General features: G+C 46.3%; 18 protein-coding genes and 4 pseudogenes. 4 read left to right on the forward strand and 18 right to left on the reverse strand.

Annotated features, from left to right (window positions below; genetic code table 11):
- Window positions 1-36: 36 nt before the first annotated feature.
- From eutC to FCL45_RS02000, 8 genes are all read right to left on the reverse strand, one after another.
- The gene (gene eutC / locus FCL45_RS01965; protein WP_136798683.1) at window positions 37-834 is read right to left on the reverse strand and encodes an ethanolamine ammonia-lyase subunit EutC; all 798 of its coding nucleotides are present in this window, start codon (window positions 832-834) and stop codon (window positions 37-39) included.
- A complete protein-coding gene (locus tag FCL45_RS01970) occupies window positions 831-2,204 on the reverse strand; it encodes an ethanolamine ammonia-lyase subunit EutB (protein ID WP_136798684.1) in 1,374 nt (457 codons plus the stop codon). Before FCL45_RS01970 ends, eutC begins: the two co-directional genes overlap by 4 nt.
- A 78-nt stretch (window positions 2,205-2,282) precedes the next feature.
- The gene (locus tag FCL45_RS01975) at window positions 2,283-3,605 is read right to left on the reverse strand and encodes a TRAP transporter large permease (protein ID WP_136798685.1); all 1,323 of its coding nucleotides are present in this window, start codon (window positions 3,603-3,605) and stop codon (window positions 2,283-2,285) included.
- A complete protein-coding gene (locus FCL45_RS01980; protein ID WP_136798686.1) occupies window positions 3,602-4,114 on the reverse strand; it encodes a TRAP transporter small permease subunit in 513 nt (170 codons plus the stop codon). The genes FCL45_RS01975 and FCL45_RS01980 overlap by 4 nt, the downstream gene beginning before the upstream one ends.
- A gap of 125 nt (window positions 4,115-4,239) precedes the next feature.
- A complete protein-coding gene (locus tag FCL45_RS01985) occupies window positions 4,240-5,298 on the reverse strand; it encodes a TRAP transporter substrate-binding protein (RefSeq protein ID WP_136798687.1) in 1,059 nt (352 codons plus the stop codon).
- A 433-nt stretch (window positions 5,299-5,731) separates the two neighbouring features.
- Window positions 5,732-6,673, reverse strand: coding sequence for a ketopantoate reductase family protein (locus FCL45_RS01990; RefSeq protein WP_167495834.1), 942 nt, complete (start codon window positions 6,671-6,673; stop codon window positions 5,732-5,734).
- A 200-nt stretch (window positions 6,674-6,873) separates the two neighbouring features.
- Window positions 6,874-8,205, reverse strand: coding sequence for an aspartate kinase (locus FCL45_RS01995; protein WP_136798689.1), 1,332 nt, complete (start codon window positions 8,203-8,205; stop codon window positions 6,874-6,876).
- 19 nt (window positions 8,206-8,224) lie between these two features.
- Window positions 8,225-8,743 (reverse strand): YkgJ family cysteine cluster protein, encoded by a 519-nt coding sequence (locus tag FCL45_RS02000; protein WP_136798690.1) that lies wholly within the window; start codon window positions 8,741-8,743, stop codon window positions 8,225-8,227.
- A 242-nt stretch (window positions 8,744-8,985) separates the two neighbouring features.
- On the opposite strand from FCL45_RS02000, the gene FCL45_RS02005 reads away from it, so the two are divergent.
- Complete coding sequence (locus FCL45_RS02005) at window positions 8,986-12,135, forward strand: DUF748 domain-containing protein (RefSeq protein WP_136798691.1); 3,150 nt, start codon at window positions 8,986-8,988, stop codon at window positions 12,133-12,135.
- Between the two features lie 239 nt (window positions 12,136-12,374).
- Here the strand turns inward: FCL45_RS02005 and FCL45_RS25165 are convergent, their stop codons facing one another.
- The 10 genes and pseudogenes from FCL45_RS25165 to FCL45_RS25180 form a co-directional block, all read right to left on the reverse strand.
- Entirely contained in the window at window positions 12,375-12,617 is a 243-nt protein-coding gene (locus FCL45_RS25165; RefSeq protein ID WP_167495835.1) for an IS66 family transposase, read from the reverse strand.
- Between the two features lie 32 nt (window positions 12,618-12,649).
- Window positions 12,650-13,829 (reverse strand): annotated as a pseudogene (locus FCL45_RS02015) (IS3 family transposase).
- A gap of 52 nt (window positions 13,830-13,881) precedes the next feature.
- Window positions 13,882-14,115 carry an IS66 family transposase gene (locus FCL45_RS24775; RefSeq protein WP_267314002.1) on the reverse strand — a complete coding sequence of 78 codons (234 nt, stop codon included), beginning with the start codon at window positions 14,113-14,115 and terminating at the stop codon, window positions 13,882-13,884.
- Window position 14,116: 1 nt separating this feature from the next.
- Window positions 14,117-14,380: pseudogene (locus tag FCL45_RS25170) on the reverse strand (IS66 family transposase); the annotation flags it as partial.
- A complete protein-coding gene (locus FCL45_RS24780; RefSeq protein ID WP_167495933.1) occupies window positions 14,353-14,595 on the reverse strand; it encodes an IS66 family transposase in 243 nt (80 codons plus the stop codon). The pseudogene FCL45_RS25170 and the gene FCL45_RS24780, both read right to left, overlap by 28 nt.
- Before the next feature lie 25 nt (window positions 14,596-14,620).
- On the reverse strand, window positions 14,621-14,824 hold the full coding sequence (locus FCL45_RS02035) for an IS66 family transposase (protein ID WP_136799950.1): 204 nt from the start codon (window positions 14,822-14,824) through the stop codon (window positions 14,621-14,623).
- Between the two features lie 169 nt (window positions 14,825-14,993).
- Window positions 14,994-15,227 (reverse strand): annotated as a pseudogene (tnpB, locus tag FCL45_RS02040) (IS66 family insertion sequence element accessory protein TnpB); the annotation flags it as partial.
- A 265-nt stretch (window positions 15,228-15,492) separates the two neighbouring features.
- Window positions 15,493-15,681 (reverse strand): IS66 family insertion sequence element accessory protein TnpA, encoded by a 189-nt coding sequence (gene tnpA, locus FCL45_RS25175; protein ID WP_420811221.1) that lies wholly within the window; start codon window positions 15,679-15,681, stop codon window positions 15,493-15,495.
- Between the two features lie 643 nt (window positions 15,682-16,324).
- On the reverse strand, window positions 16,325-17,374 hold the full coding sequence (locus FCL45_RS02045) for an IS91 family transposase (protein ID WP_136799946.1): 1,050 nt from the start codon (window positions 17,372-17,374) through the stop codon (window positions 16,325-16,327).
- Between the two features lies 1 nt (window position 17,375).
- Window positions 17,376-18,280, reverse strand: a pseudogene (locus FCL45_RS25180) (tyrosine-type recombinase/integrase).
- Between the two features lie 407 nt (window positions 18,281-18,687).
- On the opposite strand from FCL45_RS25180, the gene FCL45_RS02055 reads away from it, so the two are divergent.
- The 3 genes from FCL45_RS02055 to FCL45_RS25185 are packed head-to-tail and all read left to right on the forward strand — an operon-like array spanning window position 18,688 to window position 21,409.
- A complete protein-coding gene (locus FCL45_RS02055; RefSeq protein ID WP_136799947.1) occupies window positions 18,688-19,515 on the forward strand; it encodes a sulfotransferase family protein in 828 nt (275 codons plus the stop codon).
- 22 nt (window positions 19,516-19,537) lie between these two features.
- Window positions 19,538-20,455: a glycosyltransferase family 61 protein gene (locus tag FCL45_RS02060; RefSeq protein WP_136799948.1), complete on the forward strand. Its 918-nt coding sequence runs from the start codon at window positions 19,538-19,540 to the stop codon at window positions 20,453-20,455.
- 36 nt (window positions 20,456-20,491) lie between these two features.
- Window positions 20,492-21,409, forward strand: coding sequence for a glycosyltransferase family 2 protein (locus FCL45_RS25185; protein ID WP_136799949.1), 918 nt, complete (start codon window positions 20,492-20,494; stop codon window positions 21,407-21,409).
- Window positions 21,410-21,530: the final 121 nt, after the last annotated feature.

Raw genomic sequence — 21,530 nt, forward strand, 5'->3', positions numbered from 1 at the left:
TTAACCTGAATACCTTCTGATCCCTTGCCTTTCTTGCTAAAGACTGGGGATCAGTCCTTGCAATGGCAGATAACTGCTGCTCATCTTATCTTTCAACTCCACACCGGTCTTACCCAGAGCCAAACCCGATTCAACCAGATAGGTTATTTTTCGCACTCCCTCTGCTATACTCATCCCCCCTGTACGAATATTGGAGATGCAATTCCGGGCTTCATCGGTTATTCCAGGCTTTGGTTCATAGGTTATATAGGCCCCCAGGGAGTTCGATGAACTCAGCCCGGGCCGCTCACCCACCAATAGAATCATCATTTTACAGCCAAGCAGGTGGCCGATCTCATCACCAATTGCCACCCTACCATTGGTCACCAGGCAGACGGGTGCAACCCTCAGCTCTGTTTTGGCAACACACTCTAAAAAACCACTCACGCCCTCATACGCATTTTCATGGATTGCCGGACCCGATAAGCCGTCGCAAACCGTGATGCCTATATCAAAATTTCTCTGGCCATGATGCTGCAGCGCTATTGACGATGTCTCGCTCAGCAGTCTGCCCTTATCCGGACGAACCAGATATTCCATTCTGTCGACAACAGAACTTTCCAGCTGAATTGTAGAGTATCCCTGCAGCTCGAGTTGGTTGGCAAGTGAAACCATGTCGGCCGGGACCAAAACGGCATCCCTGGCTCTGGCATGGGCCAGCTTGAACTCAAGGCTCTCCTTTACCGGCAGACTGGTGCCGCAGCGCCCAAGAGCAATGCGGGCGTCGGTAAAAGTGCGCAGCTTCGACCATGGATCGGAGGTTATGATCGGCTTTCCCGTGCTGTCATTGTTCATTTGCCCTCCTCCCGTGACATGGCCAGCAGCCTGTTGCTTACGTCAACGGGCTGCAGCACTCCTGCGCTGTTATGTATCTCCATACTCTCCAGCCATGCCTGAAACTCCGGAGCAGGTTTCAAGCCAAGAAGCTTACGTATATATGCCGCATCATGAAAAGAGGTGGACTGGTAATTGAGCATAATGTCGTCAGCCCCCGGGACTCCCATAATGAAGTTGCAGCCGGCATTGCCAAGCAAGGTCAACAGCACATCCATATCATCCTGATCTGCTTCGGCATGATTCGTGTAGCAGATATCGACTCCCATCGGCACGCCCAGCAGTTTACCGCAGAAATGGTCTTCTAAACCAGCTCGTTGAATCTGCTTGCCGTTATAGAGATATTCCGGCCCGATAAAACCAACCACCGAATTCACCAACAGTGGATTGTAGACTCTTGCCACCGCATAGGCACGGGCCTCAAGGGTCTGCTGGTCCACCCCATGGTGGGCGTTTGCCGATAGCGCGCTGCCCTGACCCGTTTCAAAGTACATCACGTTATTGCCGACAGTTCCCCTGCCGAGGGCGAGGGTTGCTTCATTGGCCTCCTGCAGCATCGCCAGATTCACCCCGAAGCTCCTGTTCGCCTGCTCGGTACCGGCAATTGACTGAAAACATAAATCAACCGGTGCTCCCGCCTTTATCGCCTCCATGGTGGTGGTGACATGGGTCAGCACACAACTCTGGGTGGGAATGGAGTATGTGTCGATCAGCGAATCGAGCATCTGCATCAGCCGAACGATGTTCTCCACATTATCTGTGGCCGGGTTGATGCCGATCACGGCATCGCCGCAACCATAACAGAGGCCATCAAGGGTGGACGCGGCAATGCCCTGCAAATCGTCTGTGGGATGATTTGGCTGGAGACGAACAGAAAACGTGCCCGCCTTGCCGATGGTATTTCTAAAGCTGGTAACCACCCTGCATTTTGCTGCCACTAAAACCAGATCCTGCATACGCATCAGTTTAGAGACCGCCGCAGCCATCTCGGGCGTGATACCCGGTGCCAGTTCCGCCAACGACTCGATGTCCGCTTCATCGCCAAGCAGCCAATCCCTGAATTCCCCGACCGTAAAACCACTGATTGGCGCAAATGCCTCGCTGTCATGGCTGTCAATGATCAGCCTTGTTACCTCATCCTTCTCATAGGGGATAACAGCTTCAGACAAAAAACGTCGAAGAGGAACCTCAGCCAGAGCCATCTGCGCCCTGACCCGCTCCTCCTCACTTTTGGCGGCAACACCAGCCAACTCATCACCCGATCTCCGGGGTGTCGCTTTGGCAAGCAATTCCTTCAGGCTCATTTCCCTGAAATTTCTACCTGTTGACATATCGTGTTCTCTCGTTTCTACCGGGAACTAGTACAAGATAGCGGGCTCCGACTGCGGTGGAGCCCGCCTGCTGATTCTTTAGCGTGCATAATACGTTTGCGGGAGCCAAAGTGCAATATCCGGAAATATCATGATAATACCGAGACCGATACACATCAGTATAACAAAAGGCACGATTGAGGAGTAGATGTCCACCAGCGTTACCTCTTTCGGTGCCATCGCTTTCATCAAAAAGAGGTTGTAACCGAAAGGCGGCGTCATATATGCGATCTGACAAGTAATGGTGTAGAGCACACCGTACCAGATCGGGTTGAAGCCGAGCGCCTTTATCAGTGGAATATAGAGCGGTGCCACGATCACCAGCATCGCCGTATCATCTAAGAACATGCCCATGATAATATACGAGACCTGCATCATGATCAGAATCTGCCAGGGACTGAGCCCCCAGGTATCGAGGAAAAGGCTCTCGATAGCGTGCACCGCCCCAAGCCCGTCGAAAACGGCACCAAAGCAGAGTGCTGCCAGAATGATCCACATGAACATGCAGCTCACGGCAAGGGTCTTGTGGAGAGTATCATCCATCACTTTCCGGGTGAGACGTTTCTTGAGGATGGCAGCCACAGTAGCCGCTGCCGCGCCCACTGCCGAACTCTCGACCAGGCTGGTGACACCCATGATGAAGAGGCCGGTGACCGAAAAGATGATCGCCAGCGGCAGGATTCCTGCGCCCAGCAACCTGATCTTTTCTCCTCGGGGCATCTCACGCTCTTCCGCCGGCAGGCTCGGTCCCAACTCCGGCTGCATCTTACAGCGAACCACAATATAGATGATAAACATGGACGCCAGAAGCAGGCCGGGAAAGACACCCGCCATCCAGAGCTGACTCACCGGTTGCCTGGCAATCATCCCGTAAAGGACCAGAACAATGCTTGGCGGTACCATTATGCCCAGCGAGCTTCCCGCCTGGATAACACCGGTGACCATGCGCTTGTCGTAACCGCGCTTCAGCATCTCCGGCAGGGCGATACTGGTGCCGATAGCCATACCTGCCACTGACAGACCGTTCATAGCGGAGATAGCCACCATCAGGAATATGGTGCCAATAGCCAGACCACCGTTGAGTGAGCCCATCCAGACATGGAACATTTTATAGAGATCACCTGCAATTCCCGACTCCGAGAGCATATAGCCCATGAAGATAAAGAGCGGCAAAGTGATTAACGGATACCAGTTCAATAACACAATGCTGGCGTTAAAGGGCATCTCGTAACCGCCCTGGCCCCACAGAACCATGGAGGCCGCAGCTGCGACAAAACCAACGGCGCCAAAAACCCGCTGACCCGTGAGCAGCATCAGCATCAGAGTCGAAAACATAAGGAGTGCGATCATTTCATAACTCATGACAATTTCACCCCTCGCACTTTGGCCAAATCCTTAAAAAAGGTGGCGATTGACTGCAACAGCATCAGAACAATACCGATAACCATGATGATTTTGATAGGTGCCACAGGCGGAGCCCAGGCAGAATAATTGCGCTGCCCATACTCAAGTGAATAGGCGGTACTGGAGATTCCTCCGGCCAGCAAAACAACGAGGTAGAAAATCAGGCAGAACACTGTCACAAGATCCATCGTTGCCCGTTTTTTCGGGGCCCAGCTGCCATAAAGGACATCCATTCTCACATGGGCGCCCATGTAGAGCGAAAACCCGCCGCCCAGCATATAGTACGCGGCCATTGTGAACTGGGTCATCTCAACCGCCCAGGTATAGGGAACATTGAAGACCGTCCGTGAGATCGAGGCAAAGAGCAGAATGCCCATCATCATGAACACCAGGTACATGGCGAATGTACCGACTCGTTTATTCAGTGCGTCCACATAGCGCACATAACTATGGATAATCTTAGGCACAACAGATCCTTATTTCGCAAATTCAAGAGATTGGCAGAAAACAACAACCGAATGCAGCAACACTGCCACCCATATCAACTCGAGCAAATATGAGCGGCAGTGTTACCAGCGGGGAATTTTACAGATCAGGAGTAACGGTACGGACGACCAGCTTTCTCCATCGTTGCCGCATACTTCTTGAGAATCTCGACAACTTTTGCACTACGTGGAGATTTGGCAGCAATCTCGTCCCAATATTTGAGGGCTTCCTGCTCAACAGTCGCCCATTCGGAATCCGGGATGGAGGTCAACTGCAGCTTGCCACCTGTCGCACGGTAATGTGCCTCGCCCCACCAGTACCAGTGCAGGCGATAGTAGTGTGAACTGTCGATGGACATCTTGAACAGAGCCTTCAGGTGTTCAGGCAGGGCATCCCACTTCTCGGAGTTGGCGAAGTATGATCCCGCCCAGGCTCCGGAGATATTGTTGGTGAGGTAATAATTCGTAACATCGGCCCAGCCTACGGTGTAATCTTCGGTAATACCGGACCAGGCAATACCATCAAGCTCGCCCGTCTGAATCGCCACCTCAATATCCTCCCATGGCAGAGTTACAGGTACTACTCCGAAACGTTTGAGGAATTTACCACCGGTAGGGAACGTAAAGATGCGCTTGCCTTTCAGGTCGGCCAGCTTGTTGATAGGATCCACTGTGGCAAAGTTACATGGGTCCCAGGCGCCAGCACTCAGCCACTGCACACCCTTTACCTCTTTATACGCCTCCTCCCAGATCTCATTCAAACCATAGTGGTTGAACAGTACCGGTACATCGAGGGAGTAACGGGACGCAAAAGGGAAATAGGCACCAAACATTGAAACATCTACCGGCGCCGCAATGGAGTCATCGTCACTCTGAACCGCATCAATGGTACCGCGCTGCATGGCACGGAACAATTCGCCTGTGGGCACCAGCTGATCGGCGTAATAGAGCTCGATATACATCTCGTTTTTGGCGATCTTGTTGAAGGCATCAATCTGAGGCTTGATCACATACTCGGCCAAAGCAGGGCCGGCATAAGTTTGCAGGCGCCATTTGATAGGGGTTTTCTTTGCTGCATGGACAAAAGGTGCCTTGCTGATGGTTGTTGCTGCAACCGCCGCTGCGGCTCCTAATCCTGCCTTTTTCAGAAATTCTCGACGTTCCATTTTCTCCTCTCCTTGTACTGCATGTGCTTGGTATTGTGGCTCAAACAGGTGACACGAGTCACCCATGGCCACTGTTCTACTGTTCACAACCGTAACTATTGTTAGGATTCATTAAATAATCCCAATACGTTGTCAGCATCATCTGAGATACATAAGGCAAGCACTGTGCCACAAATAGCACTATCTCGGATTTTCACTGTATATCGGCGACATACCCTCAAACATCGCTGAACAATAGTGTAAAAGGAGAATGACCAATCATTTCGCTATTGTTGCTATTCAACAATAGCGTCGGTACTTTTTACAAATTTGTGAAGTGTTGAATAGGGCCGAATATCCAAAGGATTGGAGCATAAACAGGTTCAACCCGAATCACCGTTGGCTGATGAGTTCGGGCTGATATCCTTTATATTCAGAAGGGAAGGGGACTCGTTTAGACAGCTTGCGCTTGCTTGAATCGCACAAGTGAGGCGAGCAGGTCGCAGGTCGGGGTCGGTACATTATGTTTTGCACCCATGGCACTTACATAGCCTGCCAACCCATCAACCTCAGTTGGTTTACCATTCTCCAGATCCTGGAGCATTGATGGGCGATGGTGATATGTTGCAGGGATAAGTTTGGCGTAAAAGATCTCGCGGTATTCATCTGCGCTTTGCCACGGAGTCGTTCCCCCTGTGGCGGTGATTATGGCAAAGGTTTCTGTAATTACCTCATCAATTATTGCCCTGGTTTCCTCCCGTTCAACCAGGGCACCATAGTGCACGCCGAGAATCGCTCCCAATGGATTGAGGCTGCAGTTGTATAACAATTTGGCATATAGCGACTGGTGGATATCCGGCACAGCCAGACATTCATGGCCTGCAGAACTGATCGCCTCGGCAAGTAAACTGGCACTTGCCGGAATTTCTCCTCCACTGCTGCTGCCCACATGAATAGCATCCGCCGAGACTGTGATTTTCACCAAACCAGGCTCAACGATCTCAAAACCGGTGATCACCCTGCTGCCCAGGACCCGCTCTGAGCCAAAACGCTCAACCAGCTGTTCGATATTGCCACAGCCGTTCTGCATGGAGACGAGAGTTTTGATTTGGCCGTCGATTAAGCCGAGATCATGCACCGCCTGCCGGGTATCGTAGGTCTTGGTGGTGATGAGCGCATAATCATAACTCTTCCGGGCCTGGCTGACATCTGGCAATAGGCCGAGGCTCGTAACCGGCCCGTAATCACCAAAAATGCCGGTAACTTTAAGACCGTTCTCCTTAAGGATCGGAATAAAACGCTCTCGTAAAATCAGGTCCACCTCGTGGCCTTCTGCAGCCAGCATACAACCCAGCGCCTGGCCTAAGGCACCGGCCCCGTATATAAGAATCTTCACATATCCTCCCAGATGAAAGCACAACAAATGATAGTGACTCTAACCGGAATTTCTCATCAGTTCAGGCAGAGTCAAATTGATTAAACGATATCGTTGCAAGACGAATACCACGCTCACAACACATGCGGAGGTAACTATAGAGAACAAATAGAGATCACGCAAGCCAAGCAGATGAATGACAAGGTGGCGAACGGGTCAGGCTACCGTGCGCGGTTGCCAACAAAAGCATCATAGAGAGTGGTCACGGTTGCCTCATACTCCGACTCCGCAACTCCGATGATGATATTCATCTCTGACGCACCCTGGTTAATAACCCTGATGTTGATGCCGGCACTACCCAGTGCCGAAAAGACCTTGCCGGCAATTCCGACAGTGCGCACCATGCCCTCACCAACGACTGCCACCAGCGCCAGGTTCTTTTCGATGTAGAGTGAATCAGGCTCAAGTTGTCTGTGAATCTGCTCCAGCAGCACATCATCAAGGCCACGAAGCTGTTGTTCCTCAACAATGACACTGACCGAGTCAATCGATGCCGGGAATTGCTCGAAACTTACCCCATGCTCATTGAGAATACCGAGCAGGCGGTAGACAAAGCCTGTCTCCCGATTCATCAACGACTTCTCCAGGCATATCATCGAAAATCCTTTTTTGCCGGCTATACCGGCAACTTCAGTGGACTTCAACTCCGACTCACTGAGTTTGGGTACTATCATTGTTCCTGGATCTTCCGGCCTGTTGGTGTTTCTGATACGGATAGGAATCCCCGCTTCGCGTACCGGCAGAATAGCCTCATCATGAAAAACCGAGGCCCCCATATAGGCCATTTCCCTGATCTCGCGAAAGGTAATCTCGGTGATGGGCTGCGGATTGTCAATTATGCGAGGATCAGCCATCAGGATTCCCGAGGTATCGGTCCAGTTTTCGTAGAGCACTGCACCGGCGGCTCTGGCTGCTATTGCCCCAGTAATATCAGAGCCGCCACGGGAAAAGGTTTTCACCTCACCATCACGGTCACGGCCATAGAAACCTGGAATAACGTAAATCTGCTCCTGGTCATTCAGCCGCTCGCCCAATAACCTGTAACTCTCCCTGGCAATAGTGGTATTGGCCCGAACAATGATTGCATTGGCGGGATCAACAAATTCCGCCCCGAGGTAATCAGCGATGAGACGGGCGGAAAAATATTCGCCCCGGGAAACAGTGTAGTCGCGACTACAACCTCGAAGCAGATCTTCCTGGAACTCCTCCAACTCAGTCAGGACACCATTTTCAATACCAAGTTCTCTGCTGATTTCTGTAAAACGATTGCGAATGAGCTGAAATGGCTCCGTGGGGTCTGTGTCCATTGCTACCATCTCATGACAAAGGTAGAGCAAGTCTGTAAGTTTACTCTCACCAGCATGGCGCTTGCCGGGGGCGGAGACAACGACAATCCTACGCCTGTGATCAGCTTCAACAATTGCCTTTACCTTTCTGATCTGCTCTGCATCGGCAACGCTAGACCCACCGAACTTAACTACAATTCTTTCCATTCGATCACTCCGGATATTATCAACAGACACAATCGGCCAGGGGAATTCGCACACTGCAATCGATATCGTTTTCAGTGCAGTATTGCACATTCAACTGGGCCAGGCGACCGTTGTAAGAATCCATAAACATCAACTCGTCATGGGATAACGGATAATCGTCGGGGAAATTCACCGGGCATGCCGATACTTCAATTGCGCCAGCCTCTTCATCAATATAGGCCAGGGGCAGCCCTTGCGTTCTACAAATAACAGGGCGCACTTCGTATACACTGCAAAGTCCATCCTTCAGCAGACTGCAACTTTCTCCATTATTTTCAGCAGTGACGTTCTTCGCTACTGCTGCCTCTGCAACAATGGCAGCTTCAAGCGGCAGTACACTAAACTGGATACAACAGCCATCACATCCCGGCCCACACTTAAGCTGCTTCTGCAATTGTGTGGCTGAAATTTCTGATATTCTCTCATCCAATTCCATTATCAGTTGGATATAGGCATGGCTAATTGCCGGTGATAATCGTTTGAGTCTTTTTCCAATCATACAACACACCTTATTTATCTATCATGTTCATATTCCAACAATCCAGCAACCTGCACCGCCAATTACCAGCACCCACCTAACAACAAAAAGCCCTTGAAAATAATAGCTATTTCCGTATTATCCAAACAGAGGTACACGATCATTTAACCAGCTACCATGCCGCTTAGTTGTATCCGGGCTGATTAGCTTATAGCAAATATGCTCTACTTTGCATCTTAATTCATTCCAGAGGGACCACGAGCATGAAAACTTATCTCCGCCATCCGGCAACAATTACAGCCTTGGTCTTTTTCGGCCTCATCGTTCTCTTTTTGTTGTTTCTCCCACTCGGCAGCAAAATCTACCTCACGCATTGGCTGACAAAAAATGGCGCAGACAAGGCCACCATTGAAAAATTGAATTTCAATCCTTTCAACGGAACACTGACCCTCAATGGAGTCCTCGTCCAGACCGGAGATACGGAACCAATACGCCACGACACCCTCATTGTGGATCTTGGCCTTGGCTCACTGTTTAAGAAAAATGTACTCATTGAGCGCATAACCTACCGTGATCTCTATTTTGAAATGGAACAATATGATGATGGTTCATGGCGTTACGGCTCATACACACTCAAAAGCGACCCTGCAATCAGGAACCAGAGTGCCCAGGAAACTATCGAACAAGCCTCAGCCAATGCTACGCCCTGGGCTCTTGCTGCCGATATGGCTGTATTGGAAAATTGTACCATCCATTTCAAAACCCCTGCACTGGATTTCACAATCAGCGTTGACCAGGCCCTGCTCGATAATTTTTCCACCCGTGGCGGTCAGCCGGACGGTACGCTATCCCTCACCGGCTCGGTGAATGGCAGCCCTGTAACTCTTGATCTCAGCAGCCTGCGAATTTCCCCGGAGTTGTTTTTTGAGGGGAAGATACAAATAGATGAATTTGGTCTTGATAACCTGCAAACGTTACTTCAGGACGTATTCCCCACGTTTGCAGGCAAAGCGGGTATCAACGGGCAAGCGACATTTAGCCTCAATCGCGAAGGCGAAATGGTTGTTGATTACGACGGAGTTATCGCAGGTACGGGTATCGAGATGCGCTCTGAACCGTATTCAAATGCTGTCCCAGAGGTTAACTGGCAAGGTAAGGTCAAATATACTCAAGGGGCAGCCAACCCCATTCTCATAAAAACCGATGGAACACTTACAGCCAATGACATCAGCCTGGAAGTTCCCGCTGCAAGCCTGACCCTCAGCGATGGAAGCCTGAAGAAAACCGGGACAGCAACCATTTCCATAAGCGATGGGGTTGCGGTTGATACTGATGGCGAGCTCAACGTCTCCACTATTCAAATGGCCATTGGCGACATGTCTTTCAATGAGGAGAGTATCGACTGGCAGGGTGTTGTACACTATTCTTCCGGTTCTGAAATACCAATGACTGTTCAAACGGATGGTGTTCTTGAAGGTTCGCAAATAGGTATTCAAATACCGGCTGCACAGCTTGCTATTCCAGCAGTAGACCTCAAACTCACCGGTAAGGCAAAAGTAACGATAGACGATCTTGTAGCTGTCGACCACGAAGGTACGCTCGGGACCAATATCGCCTCCATGGAGTTTGCTCAACTTGCAGCCAAGGAACATCAACTGAATTGGACTGGAAAACTCCATTGGGATTCAGAAAGCGTTGGAAATCTCGCAATCGCAGGAGACGCTGACAGCAATCTCGCCTCCCTTAATACCGGTGGCAGCACTCCAATTTCTATTGGATTTGAAAATATTAATTTCGTTGGATTGCAAGGTGAAGGAATATCGAATTTCAAGGCAAACCAGGTTGTCGCGGACAGCCTGAACGCATCAATTTCCGGCAAAATGCCACTCAACCTTGTGGTAGAAAACACTAAAATTGACGGCCTGCAGCTGAGTGATCTAAAGGATATCACGGCTAAAACAATTTCTTTAACACAGTTCAGTGCCGCTTCAGAAAAAGCCGGCAATAACCTTGCGACGTTTGAATCCCTTAAGCTTGATACTGTTTCAGCATCCACTGCACCTTCTTTTGATACAGAAACAGTTGCTCTGCAAAACATTTCATACCTGCCGGCGACCGGCAAAAGCGGGCATGACTTTTTAAAACTGGCGTCCCTGATGGCCAACAGTATCCACTACGATGCCGAAAACCTCAACGGAACCACTATAAAGCTATCCGACCTTCTGGTAGATATGAGACGCGAGAAGGATGGTGCCATGTACTTCAGTAAACGCATGGCAGATATGCAGTCAGGTACCCCTCCCAGCACAGAAGAGACAAAATCGGAAGATAAACAGCAACCCACTCCTGAATCACCTGCCATTCATATAAAATTTGACAGTATAGAGGTGGGTGGCAACTCATCACTCGCTTTTAAGGATCAATCCCTCACCAAACCATATAGTACAGAGCTCAAACTCAGCGAACTCAAGATTTCAGAGGTCGATTCTGCCAGAAAAGACAAACAACTCGATCTCAACTTAAAAGGCACTTTTGAAAAAGTTGCGCCCTTTAGCATATCAGGCACTGCAACACCTTTCACCCGTGAGAAAAACTCCGATCTCGAAATATCATTAAAGAATTACCCTCTGAAGAGCTTATCTCCATACACCATCGAATCCGTGGGAACTGCTTTGGCCAGCGGCAGTTTGAAAGTAAAGAGCGATTTAAAACTGAAAGGGAATACCCTTGAGTTACAAAACGACCTCCACTTAGAGCAGATCAAAACATCAACAGTCGACCCGGCATTAGCCGCCCAGCTCGACAAAAAACTGCCAGTACCGCTAGACGCAGCCCTTGGCATGTTGAGTGACAGTAAAGGCAACATTGACCTGCAGATACCTGTAGAAGGCAAGCTCGACGACCTCGATATTGGGATAGGCGACGTTGTTGTAACCGCCTTAAGTAAGTCTATTGTCTCTGCAGCCTCCAGCTATTTTCTCTATGCGCTGGGTCCATACGGGGCACTTGCTTATGTGGGCATGAAGGTTGGAGAGGGATTGCTGGATATACAACTGCCGACAGTTCCCTTCACCGCTGGCAGCGCAGATATTATTCCTGAGCAGATTGATTATCTCGATCGTATAGCTACGATACTCAAAGAAAAACCAAATATGGATTTATATATCAAGCCGCATGTGAGTCCTTGGGAGGTATATACAAAAAGGGAAATGAAGAAGTATGAAGGAGGTCAGGCAATTATCGACGATGAAATCCAACAACGCCTTGATGCTTTGGCTGCCGCGAGGGTGAATGCCATCAAAGACTATCTCGTGAAAACTCATGCCGTCTCTACTGACAGGCTACTATCTGACACTACTTCGGTTGAGCTCAAGAAAGACGGGAAAATAGAGGTAGGGTTGGAAATCAGGTGATTATTGGGAAGAAACAACAGACTTCTATCTGGCTTCAAGTAATTAGTACATCAGACTTGCAGCCTTTCCAGTGTTTTTTACAAAAGTGGTGCCGCTTTTAGAACGTAAGCGGTAATTAAACCCAACTCCCAGTACCAGTTATTCCTAAATCATCAGCTTTCAAGTTCATCGGCAGTAGCTTCAATAGATCTGAACGAGATTTTGCAAACGACAATTTCTCAAACAGGTATCTCAGATAATTATACGGTTCCAAATTGTCGTTTGGCAGTTTCAACCAGACTATCGAGCGCAGCGCTTGCTTTCGCACCTCCCTGTGTGCCAGCAAACAGCCAGTTTTTTCTACCGATCACAAATGAGCGTATTGCATTTTCAGCCGCGTTATTGTCAGGGGTCATTTCAGGTAAATCGAGATAGACAAGTAAACGTTTCCATTGATTGGGGGTGTAATTCACACCAGCTCCAAGCAGGTTCTTCGGTGCCACTTTGATCTTGCAACAATAAAGTGGAACCCTAGTTAAGCCGTTTTGTCCCTATCCCACCACTCCTGCTCAAAAAGAGCTGGTGCTTTGTAACCGTTCGTCGAGTGCTTCCTCTGACGATTAAAATAGACCTCTATATAGTTGAACAGTGAATGCTCGGCTTCCAATTTGTCGCGAAATTTCACGTGATGAGTCAGCTGTGTCTTCAAAGAGGCAAAGAAGGATTCAGCGACTGCATTATCCCAACAATTTCCCTTGCGACTCATGCTTTGAATATATCCATTCTGTGTTAGTACAGCCCTGAAACTGGAACTTGCATACTGAATGCCACATCACTATGGATCATCAAACCTGGTGCAGGCCTGCGCCTCATTATTGCTTTTTTAAGTGCATATATTGCAGATTTACTCTCCAGGGAATCGCTCAGATCCCAGCCAACAATCGCGCGAGAGAATAGATCAATAAACACTGTGAGATAATGCCATTTTGCACCGACCTTGATGTAGGTGATATCGCTCACCCAGGCGGTGTTTGGAGCTGAAACTGAGAATTTACGATCGAGCAGATTCGACGCTACAGGTTGCTTATGTTTTGAATCGGTTGTTACTACGAATTTCTTTGTTGTTTTGCACCTCAACCCCATTTCTTTCATTAATCGCGCAACGCGAGGCCGACTAACGCTGGAAAATTCACGCTCATCTCGCAAGTCAGCGGTAACAAGCGGGCTGCCGACCATGCCTTTATGAGCGCTAAAGATTTCCTTCACGCGCTCTTTAATCCGTATATTTTCTCGTTTTCGCGTGGAGATAGGGGCTTTCTCCCAACGATAGAAACCACTCGGGGTAACTTCTAAAGCCTGGCACATCTTCTTCACCGGAAATGCTGAGCGGTTCTTTTCAATGAATCTATATTTCATTTCGGTGCTCTGCTGAAGATGGCCACAGCTTTTTTTAGGATATCTCGTTCCATCTCGGCATCCTTGAGCTTTTTCTCAAGGTCCCTGATTTTCTTTTCCTGCTCAGTCAGAGCCTCACGACCGTTCCCAGGGAAAGCTAGTTCTTCTTTGGCTCGAAACTCACGCCTCCACTTGTAGAGAAGGTCTTTAGAGATACCGAGACTGTCGGCTACATCTTGCACTGACCTGCCGGGATCATCGGTCAGCTGAACTGCATTGCGCTTGAAATCTGGATCGTATCTTCTTCTTTGAACACTCATATCTTCCTCCTGCCAATCTCTTTAATATTGGCTTATCTGAGTGTCCACTCTTTTATAGCAGGATCACTTGGTCTGTCTTTTTGCTAAGCCAAAAGAAGAACTCGTCCAGAGCAGGCTTGGCCTTTTTGCGACGCAAGGACAGCGACTCCTCACTAGAAAGCTTATATTTTTCCGACTCTTTCTCCACAGCATAAAGCCGTCGAATATAGTTCAAAGCTACGTCTGTACTGCCGGCCTTTTTGTGCATCGACAAATTTACGGCGAACATGTGCCCAACAACCAGCATGGGCAATATCCGGTTGTGCATCAAGAAAATTATATGCTGCGTAACCATCTGATTGCACAGCTCCCTGGCACCCTTCAAGCAGTTCTTTAGCAATCCTTGCTGAACGGCTTGGAGCGTAGTGATAGAGGAGTCCTAGGTGGTGTGGATCACCACCACGACATATCCACATATACGATTTACTTGTTGGCGCCCGTCCCGGTTTAGCCAAGACCTGGAGCGAAGTTTCATCGATATTGATTAACGGACCGGAATGAACCTCCAGCACAGTAGTTCGAGAAGCAGCGTGCAGGCATTTGCAGCTTTAATAGCCCGGTTGGCCATGGTTGCCCTGGATATTTCAGCTCCCAAGCAGGCAAATTGCCGTTCCTGCCGATAACAAGGCAGTGCATCGCAGAATTTTGCATTAAGTATATGGGCGAGTAAGTCTGCAGTGGCGATACCTTTGCTGATAATCTGCCTTGGTGGTGGGGCGATTTTCACAACCGTTCCTTCAGCCTCCAGCCCTTCAAAGGTCGGGTACTATTTCGACCCGTGGCAGGTTGGCCGACAATGGCTTGCTTCCTCTTTTGGCTCGAGTATGTTCAGGAACTTCTACAACCGATTTTACCTCAGGTTCAGGAATGTCAAATAGTGATAACTGCATCACGCCTGCTACTACTGCACCTTTTTCACTTTTCTTGCAAAACAGTCTGGCATAGAGCAGGCGGATCTACTCTCTCAATAACTCTGCTTCCCTCTCGTAACGACGTTGGGTTACAACGAGAAGGCGTTTGAGATCTGATGGATCATCAGGAAGGGTTGCTGTTTTAAACTCATCCCTGCAATACACCACACAAAAATTGTGACAACAGCTATTTCAAGGAATATTTCTATAAATATTAAACTACTGAATTGTACCTAAGCTGCTTGTGTAGTTTTTGCAAATCACGGCCATCCAAGAGCCACTGCAATGCCGTCTCATGAATTTCGATCACCTCTTCTTCGGATTCAAGCCAGCGAAACATATCTGCCTCCAACCGCTTCTGCCAGATGCATAAACCGTTTTGATACCAGTAAAGAATCTTGACCATATCCATTCTACGGTCGCATAAATCGAAAAGACTCGCTGAGAAAAGATCGCGCTCAAACTAATCTTCCACCAAAAGATAGAGGCCGTTTATCGACTTGGGCATATCTGTAACTCCAAGAGCGATGTAGATTCGAACATTTTCCGGAGTCGGAATCATCTAAGCTGCTCCAGAGCTGTCACAACTTTTTTCAACTGCTCAGGACAAATGTCACCGCGAATTTCAAGCTTGAAGCGATCAATATGCAGAGGAAGGTTCGCAGGCGATGTCATAACATTTTGGCAGGATTTGGAGATGGCACGGTAAGTGACTAAAACGTAGTCTCTTTTAGGTTCCTGCCACTCAGTTTGCATTTCCAGTAGCAAAATGTTGCTAAAGCAATGCGGTTTGACTGACAAGAAGCTTTCTGGCTTTGGCTACTTGATTGCCAGGCTCTGATATGTTTTGCTAGTAGTCCTGTTTCTGTTGATGTTTCGGAATGTTGATGTTCACGATGCATACCTCCTTGGCTATGGTGAGGTATACAGGAACATGATTTTATTGGCTTGAAAAGATGTGGTTAACTAGGCGCTTACGGCATATCAGATCTAGTTATAAAGCTTCAGCGTGTTGCCGAGGTTTTCATGGAATGTCACACGATCTACATCCGCCCGGTAGATACTCTCCTGCCGGTTCCCCCTTGAAGTTAGATGATATACCGCGCCTGAATATTGTAGCCTGAGTAGTCTGGTCATTATTGGATATGCAAGCAGAGAGTGGACCAAGATTCACGACCTGCCCCATGTATTCCGGATATTGCTGCTGTTCACAATGCGCACTTCCGTGGACAGGATAGACTATACTGGAACACGAATTTATTGGATTCAAAAGATGGGGATTATTAGCGCTTACATACCGAATAAGGATAGATTGTGTGAGCAAAGCGAACCACAATCTTATCCGTGGTTGGACAAGCACGAACTATAAGAAGGAATTATATTTTTTGAGAAACTTCCCAGAAGTGCAATTGAAAAAATACCGCAATTCTCAGGGCGCACGTATCCCTTCACCTTTGCAGGTGTGTCAAAAAACAAACTCTATTGCATAGAGAGTACAAGTTCCCCCTGCAGTAGTTGGTGGTATCGCCTCGCCAGGATGACCTGTTAACCCGTCCTACGGATGTCCCTGCGGAAACCGATAACCAGCATTGAATTTTTACAGCAAGGGCACTTAAAGGTTGGCCTAGTCCGCGGGGAAAGTAGCGCAGTGATCACGTGTAGTATCATCTGCACTAGAGTGAGTAGCTTTTTTGCATTGCTATGTAGGAAGCCGTAATCTCTTACTCTCCTAAAGCCTTTCGGTAGCACGTGTGTTACTACGAGGTTTAAGAATGCCTCGCCTCGAAGAGTCCGCTGTTTTGTTTCTCCGGTTGTGCTGTCGACATATTTGAATGTGACTTTACCATCCCGATTTTCGATGATGTTTTTTTCGCTTATCACACCACGGTAGAGATACCGTGACAAATATTTAAGAGCTGCCATGCCTTTTCCCGCATAGTCGCAGTGTACCACCCATTCTTTCGGAAGATTTTGCGGTATTTTTAACCCTGCTCCTTTTAACGCATCCAGGAATCGAGCCCGAAACACTTTAGCCAAAGCGTTTCCATTGAACAGGTAATTGTGTTGAGTCTTTTTCCAATACCTACGCCGCCTGTCTATACCACCTCCTGGGATAACAGCATGAATGTGTGGATGGAAATCAAGTGGTCTACTGTTGGTATGGAGCACCATGGTCATGCCGATCTCTGCGCCCAAGTTTTTTGGATTCAAGCCAAAATCTTTCAAAGTCACGGAAACAACCTTGAACATCAGATCGTAAACCGCTTTCTGATTAAACCAGGCTAAAGGCCTTAGCTCTCTAGGCAAGGTGAATGTTGCCATGAAATATGGCACAGGCAGGAGCTTTTGTTGTTGCCTGTCAAGCCACTGACTTGTGTTGTGATTCTGGCATTTGGGGCAATGTCTGTTCCCACAAGACAGGGGGCGCCATTCTGCGTGGTTGCAGTCTGGGCATTGCACATGCAACTCACCTGAAGCAGGTGTTCGGCAGCTGATAATGGCAGTGAAGGTTTTCAGGTGCCCTGGAAGAGCGGTGGAGCCGTAGCTGGAAAGGTATGCATCCAGATATTCTTCTACGATTGTCGCCATTTCCATTTCACACCCCCTCGATATTGAGCTGCAGAGTGTCGTTTAACCTGTTGATAGCTTGCCAGTTATCTTTTTCCGTAACGTTGGTGAGATGGGTGTAGCGTGCGGTTGTATTAGGGCTGGCATGACCAAGCAGGGCCTGGATGTGACGAAGGCTCAAACCATGTTCAAGTAGGTGGGTTGAAAAGCTATGTCGTAGAGAGTGGATAGATATTTTTTTTTAATGTTGCATGCTGCCATAACGATCTTCAGGGCATTTTGTGTCCCTCCTTTATCCATGTGAGTGGTAGAATTTCGAATAGTTTCAGCTGAGCATTTTCGGTTCGGAAAGATAAGTGACGGATGCCGATGCCAGCACCAGTAGAGCCGTAAGGCCTGAAGGGCTCAGTCCGGCAACGGAACCATTCGATCCTTATGGCCTTTTCCTCGTCTTATATGCACCAGCTTTCGCTCGGCATCGATATCCCCAACATGCAAAGACAGTGCTTCCTCGAGACGCAGTCCCATTGAATATGTGGTCAAAAAAAATACGCGGTAGGGCAGTTTTTGGGTAGCACCGAGGATCCGTTCAATTTCTTTATGGGTAAGAATGTCAGGGATGGATTTGATCTTAGGTGGTTTTACAATGTTCAGCCATTTCCATTCCGTATCAAGTACATGCTTCCAGAAAAACTGGAGGCCTAGCCTGTCAAGCTTGACGGTACTCCATGAATGGCTCTCCACCAGTTGTAGAAAATAGTTTTCCAATTCCTCCTGAGTCAATACATCAGGGCAACAGTCAAAATGACCACTCACTCATCGGACAGCACGGGAATAAGCATCGATCGTCGAACTACTTTTACCCTGGAGTTTGAGCAAGTTCTGGTGACGCTGATACAGGGATTCAAATCGTTTTACTTCTTTGGGGTTCATGGTATACTTCGTTTTATTGTAAGTGTATGGAATTATACGCTTACAGGAGTTATACACTGTATTGGTTGTTCTCCGCCGCGGGAGCGGCTTCGTCCAACAACTTGGATAATTAGATTGCATTCATCAATGCCTCCCCAATTTACATGTGCCTTGTCTTACAGTTAGAAGACACCTAACCCTCACATGCCCCACTCGAGGATTATCAACTATCTAAACTCTTTGTAAAGAGCATCTTTTAGTACTCACTATCGAGGACTTAAAAGGATTGCAGGACTTATATCTTCTATTCACAATAAATGGACTTGATATTTTTTGGACTTTGTAGAAGATTACCCAGTTAACGAGATAAAGGACCACACTATCTAACAGTTCCTTTGCGCATAATAATTTCAACAAATTATCTATAGATGACGAATTGCATTAAACCTGATCAGTATGTAATTATTTTGGGTGCAATGAAGTGCGGGACAACTTCTCTATACACTTACTTGGAGCAACACCCTGAGATATGCCCATCGATGAACAAAGAACCTTTTTATTTCCCTAATTATTTTGCTCCCAAATCTAACATCAAGGAATATCATAAACTTTGGAAATTTGATAGCAAAAGGCACAAATACGCATTAGAGGCATCTACTTGCTATACCGCATACCCTAGTGTTAAAAATGTTCCTGAAAGTATGTACAATTATGGTATTCGACCCAAATTTATTTACATTGTTAGGGATCCATTTGAAAGAATTCTATCTCATTTCAACCATATAAAAACCGACCCCTCCTTGATGTTTCAAGAAGAACACCAACAACCTATCCATACATGCATGTACTGGACACAGATCAATTCTTACTTTGATTATTTTCATCAAGATAGTTTTTTGTTCGTAGACTTTGATGATCTAAAATTTAAACCTGCACTAGTCATGACTAAAGTATATGAGCACCTTGAGATCTCAAAAGATCATTATCCTAAGCGATATATGATTAAAAATGCTGCAAAAAATGGATCACATTTCCAAAACACTCTAAGGAAACTTTTCCCGCAATTAAGTTATTATGAAAAAAGTAACATTGTTTCAAAAGTTCGGGACTCAATTTCTTCACGCTTGTTTCCACCTGTAGAAAAGCGTAGTCTTACTAAGTCGGAAAAAGATTTTATATATTTACAACTTCGAGAGGATATGATCCTCCTAAAATCCAACACAAATATACCCGTCAACAAATGGGGTTTTAACTAATTTTTATTATCGAATTTCATTAATGCAATTTTTAAAAGCAATTTTAACTAAAAACTCGGGCTTTCTTGATCCAATCACGCATAAATCAATTTGTCATCTGTATAGAATTAGAAATGGGAAGGTCGATAATTTAAAAAGCGATTTTCCCTTGAGAGATGTTTATTCTCAACCAACTAAAACCATACAAGAACCTGTATTTTATGCTGGTACAAAATTCGACCATTATGGCCATTTCATCCTAGAAAGTCTCGCAAGGTTAAGCAATTACAATGGAAGCCCTCCTTTAGTATGGCATTGCAACGAACCTGGATTTAAAAATTGGCAAAAGGAAATACTATCTTTTTGGAACTTAAACAAGCGAAAACACATATTTATCACCAAACCTACATTGTTCGAAAAAATAAAATTGACCGAACCGCAATATTTGATCTGGGATAAATTCACAGATCAGCACAATAACTTCATGTCGGTTATCGACAAAAATGATAACATTTTTGAGAATAGAAAAATTTGGCTTTCACGCAATTCAAATAGAACAAATTTTCATCCCAAAACGTTTAACAATGAAGAAGAAATTGAAGCGCTTCTCACTATGCGTGGCTGGGTGGTTGTAAATCCTTTGGATTTATCCATCAAGAAACAAGTTTCACTATTTTATAATGCAAAACACATAGCAGGAATCGAAGGGTCTGCTTTTCACAGTCTAATTTTCTGTAAAAAAATACCAGCTAAAGTTACAATTTTCACTAGAAAGAAACAACCCAATGGCAACTTTACTTTAATTGACAAAATTAAGAATTCTAATCAAAATTTTCATTATTGCCGGCTGGGTAAATCTTTGAATCCAAAATCAGTACTAAACGTTCTGTTCCGTGACCAAGAACCTAAACTAAGGCTACTAAACTACCTTTCAAGTGTTTTCCAGAAAATCCGTCTATAACTATCATCTTTTTCTTTATAGCTTTGCCCTATAACCATGCCCCTCAAATCACCATTAGTATCAATAATAATACCTGTATACAACACTGAAAAATATATAAGACACTGCATAGTCTCCGCCTTACGGCAAACCTACAATAAAATAGAATTGATCATTATTAATGACGGCTCAACAGACAATTCCGAGGAAATAATACTCAACTACCAAAAAAAACATAATAATGTTTTTTATTTTCTCCAACGGAACAATGGGCAATCAGCCGCTAGAAACAAAGGATTAACATTAGCTAATGGAGAGTATATATTCTTTTTAGACTCTGATGACTGGATAGCTGAAAACACAATAAGAGCAATGGTACAGTCTGCAGTTGAACATAATTACGATGTAATTACATGCGGTATTATACATTGTTTTGAATCAAACAACACATTTCGATATGTAAATACTAGAAGACAAACCGGCTTTATAAAACAAAGGGCAGGAAATCTCTTCAAGGTTGAAACTGCGTTGTGCAACAAGCTATATAAAAAAGATATATTTGAGCACATAAAGTTTTCGCCAGGTTTACTCTATGAGGACGAAGAAATTTTCTGGAAGATATTCTCAAAAGAAATAAATATCTACGCACACGACGAGTATTTTTATAATTACCGGCAGCGTAATGGGTCAACCACGAACTCCTCAAATTATCCTAGAAACCATCAGTCTAATTTCATTAAGATAATGGATTCAACATGGAATGTTGCTCATAACAACTACATATTGGAGCTTGAACACAAATTGCTTGCTTTTAAATTTCTAAAAATAGCTAATAAAAAAAATATAGAAATCTCAGACTTCAAGAAACATATTTTCGAAACTTATAGTATCAGACCATCCCATCTATTTAAACTATACATTAAAACTCTAATATTGCGACACAATATATTTCACATGATCTTTAATCGTTCGTAGTAACTACCTGATCAGGTTTGTTATGATTCACTCGGCAAACGACTGCCTGGACCAGTGAATGTAGAATTTAACCGCAGGTTGATTACCCTACAATAAGATATTTTCATTACATGGGTGTCGA

The organism is Desulfosediminicola ganghwensis (assembly GCF_005116675.2).
Classification (GTDB): Bacteria; Desulfobacterota; Desulfobulbia; order Desulfobulbales; family Desulfocapsaceae; genus Desulfopila; species Desulfopila ganghwensis.